This window comes from Stenotrophomonas sp. P5_B8, assembly GCF_054049855.1.
In genome coordinates, this window is the sequence record NZ_JBFULO010000235.1 from 1 (window position 1) to 5,717 (window position 5,717).

Sequence of the window (5,717 nt, forward strand, 5' to 3'; positions counted from 1 at the left end):
GAACTGCCCGACTACCCGACCATCGCGCGACACCAGATATTTGTGGATATTCCAGCCCGGCTCGACGCCGGTAGCGGCGGCCAGGCGCTGGTACAGCGGCGTAGCGTCCGGCCCGGTGACCTGCACCTTCTGGAACATCGGGAACTTGACCCCGTAGGTCAGCGTGCAGAATTCCTGGATCTGCGCCTCGCTACCCGGCTCCTGCCCCTTGAAGTCGTTGGACGGGAAGCCCAGCACCGAGAAACCGCGCGCCGCATACTTCTGCTGCAGCGCCTCGAGGCCCTCGTACTGCGGGGTGAAACCGCACTTGCTGGCCGTATTGACCACCAGCAGCACCTTGCCACCGTACTGCTTCTGCAGGTTGACGTCGGCCTTGCCTGCCAGCGGCCGATAGCTCAGGTCCAACAGGTCGGCGGCGTGGGCGCCGGCAGTGGCCAGCAGCCCGCCCAGCAGCAGCGTTGCGCCCCAGCGGCGGGCGCGACCAAGGCTGGCGCGGCGCGGGGATGGCACGGAACGGGTCTGGCGCATTGCAACACTCCACGAAAAGGGCGGACGAGGGGAAAACGTGCCTGACACGGCGGAGCAGAATGCCGTCAATGGGCCGTTTCCCACTATATCACCGGCACTTTTGCGCCTGGGCGAGCTTGCGCGCCACGCCGCGCGACAGCGCCGTGGCGGGGCCGCCTATGAGTAAAAGTGATGGTTTCGACAGGAGCAATTGACGACCTTGCCGACTTTGGCGGCGTTACTCGGCGCCTCCCCGGTCTCTCCGGCGTTCACCTGAATAGCCACATGGGCTGACCTACCATTGACCTGGCTGAATGAAGACGCACCCCTCCCCACCACAGACACCCCTTTGAATCCTTTTCCAATCAACAACTTGAGTGGACGCACCCGGCGTTGTCACACCCCTGCCATCAGTTGGGGACCACAACCTGTTGCGCTCCGGCGTGCCGGTGTTATAGTTGCATACAACACCAGTCACCTGATGCAGGGGAAGCCCATGAATCGCATGCGCCGCCACCAGTCCGCCAAAGCCGTCACCGCCGCCTCCGCGCTGCTGCTGCTCGGCTGGCTGGGTGCCCCTCCCAGCGAGGTCGGCACGACCGCCGCCTCCGGTGCGTTTGAAAGCCCGCAGGACGCAGGTGTCATCGAGGCAGGGACCGCCAACGGCGCCCCTACGCCTCCCCGCCGGCTGCACAGCTCCCTGTCCATGCCTTACTTCTCATTCGCACAGTCGCTGAACCCACGGAGCTGACCATGAGCGATATCCAATGGAGCGATGGCGCTCCGATCTACCGTCAGCTGAAGGAACGCGTGATCGCCATGATGCTTGACGGCATCATCAAGCCTGGCGACGCCCTGCCCTCGGTCCGGCAGGTTGCCGCCGAGTACCAGCTCAACCCCATCACCGTATCGCGCGCTTACCAGGAACTGGCTGACGAAGGCCTGGTCGAGAAGCGCCGCGGGCTGGGTATGTTCATGACCGAAGAAGCGGCCACGCAGCTGCGCAGCAGCGAGCGCGACCGGTTCCTCAATGAAGAATGGCCGCTGGTGCTGGAGCGCATCCAACGCCTGGGCCTGAACCTCGACGAATTGCTGCCCCAGGGGAAATCCTCATGAATGCTGTTGCAAGTGATGTCGTCATCTCCGCCCGCGGCCTGCGCAAGGCCTATAAACAGACCGTGGCGCTGGACAACACCAGCTTCACCATCGCCCCGGGCCGGATCACCGGCCTGATCGGCCCCAACGGCGCCGGCAAGACCACCCTGCTCAAGGCGCTGCTTGGCTTGACCACGGTGGAAGGCGAGCTGCAGGTGCTCGGGCTGGACCCGGCCGTGCAGCGCAACGCACTGATGAACGATGTGTGCTTCATCGCCGACGTGGCGGTGCTGCCGCGCTGGATGAAGGTGCGCGAGGCGATCGATTTCGTCGCCGGCGTGCATCCGCGCTTCGACCGTGCCCGTTGCGAACGCTTCCTGGCCTCGACCAAGCTGCAGCCCAGGCAGCGCGTGCGTGAACTGTCCAAGGGCATGATCGTGCAGCTGCACCTGGCACTGGTGATGGCCATCGACGCCAAGGTGCTGGTACTCGACGAGCCCACCCTCGGCCTGGACATCCTGTACCGCAAGGAGTTCTACCAGCGCCTGCTGGAAGATTACTTCGACGAGCAGAAGACCATCATCGTCACCACCCACCAGGTGGAAGAGATCGAGCACATCCTCACCGATGTCATGTTCATCCGCGACGGTCGCATCGTGCTGACCACCGACATGGAAGACATCGGCGACCGCTACAGCGAAGTGCTGGTGTCGGCCGATGCACTGGAGGCGGCGCGCGCGTTGCAGCCGATCGATGAGCGCGCCCTGCCGTTCGGCAAGACCGTGCTGTTGTTCGACGGGGTGCCACGCGCCCAGCTCACGCCCCTGGGCGAGATCCGCAGCCCGGGGCTGGCGGACCTGTTCGTGGCCATCATGAAGGGAACCTACGCATGAACACCGTCCACCATCCCATCAGCAAGGCCAGTACCTTCAAGTGGATGCTCAAGCGCGAATACTGGGAGAACCGCGGCGGGTTCCTGTACGCGCCGTTGATTGCCGGTGCCATTTCGCTGGTGATGAGTCTTGTCGGCATCCTGTTCGGTCTGCTGGCCATGAACCGCGCGGCCAAGGGCGGCGGCATCGTGATCGACAATGAAAACGTCAACATCAACGGCCTCGACCTCGGCCTGCTGACCCAGAAGCTCGATGCCGAGGACCTGCACAACCTGGCCAACGGGCTGGACCTGACGCTCATCCTCAGTTCGCTGTGGCCATTCATCGTGCTGGCCTTTGTGGTGTTCTTCTACTGCCTGGGCGCGCTGTATGACGACCGCCGCGACCGCAGCATCCTGTTCTGGAAGTCGCTGCCGCTGTCGGACACCCAGACCGTGCTGTCCAAGGCGCTGAGCGCACTGCTGGTGGCGCCGTTGATCGCGGTGATCGCCTCGATCCTGACCATGTTCGGTTTCCTGCTGATCATCAGTGTGGTTGTGCTCACCCATGGCGGCGACCCGATGACCCTGATCTGGGGCCCGGCCAGTCCGTTGAGCATCGTCGCCGGCCACCTGTCCTGGATTCCGGTGTACCTGCTGTGGGCGCTGCCGAGCGTGGGCTGGCTGCTGCTGTGCTCGGCCTGGGCCAAGACCAAGCCGTTCCTGTGGGCGGTCATGCTGCCGCTGTTTGCCGGCATCATCGTCAGCACCACCCACCTGATGAGTGCGTTCGACAGCACCAGCGGCTGGTTCTGGAAGAACATCGTCGGTCGCCTGCTGCTGGGCACCCTGCCGGGCAGCGATGTGTTCTACCGCGCCGACCAGCTGCGCGCGGTGATCGGTGATCGCGACAACCTGGTCGCCGCGCTGGCCCCGTCCAACCAGCTGGCCGCCCTGAGCCTGCCCGACATCTGGATCGGTGCTGCGGTCGGCGTGGTGTTCATCATCCTCGCCATCCGCCTGCGTCGCCGCGCCGGCGAAATCTGACCGACGTTCGTTCCGACATCCTCCTGGAGTCTCACATGATCCGCACCCTCGCTGTCGCTTCCCTGTTGTTGCTGCCGCTGTCTGCCTTCGCTGCCGAGCCGCAGTGCAAGTTCAACGAACCGCGCGACCTCAAGCTCGACCTGGCCGGCGCGAAGGCGGTGGTATTCGAGGTCAACCAGCACGACCTGGTGCTTACCGCCGGGCCGGGGCCGGCCCAGCTCGCCGGTCGTGCGTGTGCCTCCAACGCCGATTGGCTGCGCGAGCTGACCGTGACCCAGCAGAAGGTGGACGGCAAGCTGATCGTGCGGCTCAAGCGCGAGGTCGGGCCCGGCTTCACGTTGAGCGGCAACAGCTATGCCTACCTGGACCTGCGCGGCAGCGTGCCGGACACCCTGCTGGTGCAGTTGAAGGTCGGCTCCGGCGATGCCAGCGTCATTGGTGCCCATTCGCTCAGCGCCGATGTCGGCTCGGGCGACATCAAGCTGCAGGACATCAAGGGCCTGGTCACCGCCGCGATCGGCTCGGGTGATGTGATCCTCGATGGCGCCGGTGCGCTCAACGTGCTGTCGGTGGGTTCGGGCGATTTCAAGGCACGCAACGTGCGCGGCAATGCGAAGGTCGGCACCATCGGTTCGGGTGACCTTGAAATGGACACCGTGCAGGGCAACGTCGAACTGGGCACCATCGGCTCCGGCGATGCCGACCTGCGCCAGGTCAAGGGCAACGTAAGCATCGGCAACGTGGGTTCGGGCGATGTGGACCTGCGCGGCGTCGGCGGCAATGTCGCGGTCGAACGCCATGGTTCGGGCGATGTCACCGTGCGCGACGTTGCCGGCGACCTCACCGTGTCGCACAGCGGCAGTGGCGACGTGCGCCACAGCGGCGTCGGCGGCCGCGTGCAGCTGCCCCGCGGCAAGTGACTGTGACTTCCCCTTACTTCATCCCAAGGAATGCGCGCATGACGACCCGACTGCTGCTGCCCGCCCTGCTGCTGTGCCTGCCGCTGGCTGCCTGCGGCAACCAGGATGCCGGCAAGGCCACTCCGGCCACCACCAAGACCGCCTCGGCCACCGCCGACACCACGGTGGGCAAGACCGTGCAGGACGCCACCGACAAGGCGCGCAAGGAAATGGCCCAAGGCAACATCAAGATTTCCAACGATCAGTCCGACAAGGCCGAGATCACCCCGCAGGGCGAGCTGCTGATCAATGGCAAGACGGTTCCCACCACCGCCAACCAGCGCGCGCTGCTGCTGGATTRCCGCAAGCAGGTCGAGGCGATTGCCGGCGCCGGCATGGACATCGGCGTGGCCGGCGCCAACCTTGGCGTGAAGGCGGCCGGCGAGGCGCTCAAGGGCATTTTCTCCGGGGATACCAACGGCATCGAGGAACGCGTGAATGCCGAAACCAGCAAGATCGAGGAAAAGGCCAAGCAGCTGTGCACGCTGCTGCCGGAAATGATGAACAAGCAGCAGGCACTCGCGGCCGCGCTGCCGGCCTTCAAGCCCTATGCCACGATGGACCAGAGCGACATCGACGACTGCGGCAAGTAAGCGCCGGGGCTGCGACGTTCGGTCGCAGCCGGGTCTACACGCACGGGGGAGGACTACACTAGTCCTCCCCTTTTTGCTGTGCGCTGCCTGCCATGAAAAAGCTGTGCCTGCTGCTGTTCGCCCTGTTCTGTCTGGCCGCCACCGGCTGCGATCAGGAATACCGCAACCACCGCGCCGAGCGCAGCAAGCCGAAGATCACGGTCAGCGACGGCATGCTGACGGTGCGTCGCGCGCCGGCCCCGAACATCATCGTGCTGCCCAACGGGCACATGAAGATCGACGAGATCGAGATTCCGCTCGACGCCAGCCAGCAGGCGCTGTTGCAGGGCATGTTCGGCCAGTTGCAGGTGCTGCGTCAGAACACGCTCACCGACGCCCCGCCGGACCCGGCCAAGCGTTCGGTCAAGATCCAGGTCCCCGACGGGATGCAGCCGATTCCGCCGGACCTGGTGAAGCGGATTCCGGAGTTCAAGGATTACACCGAGACGTTCGACAACCTGCAGGCCGATCGGCACTGACGATTGGCGGATCGGCGCGGGGGTCGGCGGGTCGGGCGCTGGGCCCCCATACCCTTTCCGGCGAATGTCCTCCGGCGTCGGCCTGCGGCCGCCCCCTCCCCCTTTATTTCGCCTCCAAGGGCATGGG

General features: G+C 65.2%; 8 protein-coding genes. 7 read left to right on the top strand and 1 reads right to left on the bottom strand.

Annotation, left to right across the window (positions count from 1 at the left end; genetic code table 11):
* Window positions 1-528 (bottom strand): glutathione peroxidase (locus ACXJKH_RS13090; RefSeq protein ID WP_457319867.1); only part of this gene is annotated, 528 nt, incomplete at its 3' end.
* A gap of 475 nt (window positions 529-1,003) precedes the next feature.
* Between ACXJKH_RS13090 and ACXJKH_RS13095 the strand changes: the two genes are divergently transcribed.
* The 7 genes from ACXJKH_RS13095 to ACXJKH_RS13125 all read left to right on the top strand — a co-directional run bounded on the left by ACXJKH_RS13095 (window position 1,004) and on the right by ACXJKH_RS13125 (window position 5,590).
* Window positions 1,004-1,258: a hypothetical protein gene (locus ACXJKH_RS13095; RefSeq protein WP_457319869.1), complete on the top strand. Its 255-nt coding sequence runs from the start codon at window positions 1,004-1,006 to the stop codon at window positions 1,256-1,258.
* Between the two features lie 2 nt (window positions 1,259-1,260).
* Window positions 1,261-1,623, top strand: coding sequence for a GntR family transcriptional regulator (locus ACXJKH_RS13100; RefSeq protein ID WP_019185943.1), 363 nt, complete (start codon window positions 1,261-1,263; stop codon window positions 1,621-1,623).
* On the top strand, window positions 1,620-2,495 hold the full coding sequence (locus ACXJKH_RS13105) for an ABC transporter ATP-binding protein (protein WP_256774572.1): 876 nt from the start codon (window positions 1,620-1,622) through the stop codon (window positions 2,493-2,495). Before ACXJKH_RS13100 ends, ACXJKH_RS13105 begins: the two co-directional genes overlap by 4 nt.
* Window positions 2,492-3,520, top strand: coding sequence for an ABC-2 transporter permease (locus tag ACXJKH_RS13110; RefSeq protein ID WP_457319872.1), 1,029 nt, complete (start codon window positions 2,492-2,494; stop codon window positions 3,518-3,520). The genes ACXJKH_RS13105 and ACXJKH_RS13110 overlap by 4 nt, the downstream gene beginning before the upstream one ends.
* A gap of 35 nt (window positions 3,521-3,555) precedes the next feature.
* Window positions 3,556-4,440: a GIN domain-containing protein gene (locus tag ACXJKH_RS13115; RefSeq protein ID WP_457319874.1), complete on the top strand. Its 885-nt coding sequence runs from the start codon at window positions 3,556-3,558 to the stop codon at window positions 4,438-4,440.
* A gap of 38 nt (window positions 4,441-4,478) precedes the next feature.
* The gene (locus tag ACXJKH_RS13120) at window positions 4,479-5,072 is read left to right on the top strand and encodes a hypothetical protein (protein WP_457319876.1); all 594 of its coding nucleotides are present in this window, start codon (window positions 4,479-4,481) and stop codon (window positions 5,070-5,072) included.
* A 92-nt stretch (window positions 5,073-5,164) separates the two neighbouring features.
* Window positions 5,165-5,590 (top strand): hypothetical protein, encoded by a 426-nt coding sequence (locus tag ACXJKH_RS13125; RefSeq protein WP_256774576.1) that lies wholly within the window; start codon window positions 5,165-5,167, stop codon window positions 5,588-5,590.
* The last annotated feature ends 127 nt before the right edge of the window (window positions 5,591-5,717 follow it).

Coding starts and splice junctions, on each gene's coding strand:
- ACXJKH_RS13095 (WP_457319869.1), top strand. CDS start 1,004: ATGAATCGCATGCGCCGCCACCAGTCCGCCAAAGCCGTCACCGCCGCC.
- ACXJKH_RS13100 (WP_019185943.1), top strand. CDS start 1,261: ATGAGCGATATCCAATGGAGCGATGGCGCTCCGATCTACCGTCAGCTG.
- ACXJKH_RS13105 (WP_256774572.1), top strand. CDS start 1,620: ATGAATGCTGTTGCAAGTGATGTCGTCATCTCCGCCCGCGGCCTGCGC.
- ACXJKH_RS13110 (WP_457319872.1), top strand. CDS start 2,492: ATGAACACCGTCCACCATCCCATCAGCAAGGCCAGTACCTTCAAGTGG.
- ACXJKH_RS13115 (WP_457319874.1), top strand. CDS start 3,556: ATGATCCGCACCCTCGCTGTCGCTTCCCTGTTGTTGCTGCCGCTGTCT.
- ACXJKH_RS13125 (WP_256774576.1), top strand. CDS start 5,165: ATGAAAAAGCTGTGCCTGCTGCTGTTCGCCCTGTTCTGTCTGGCCGCC.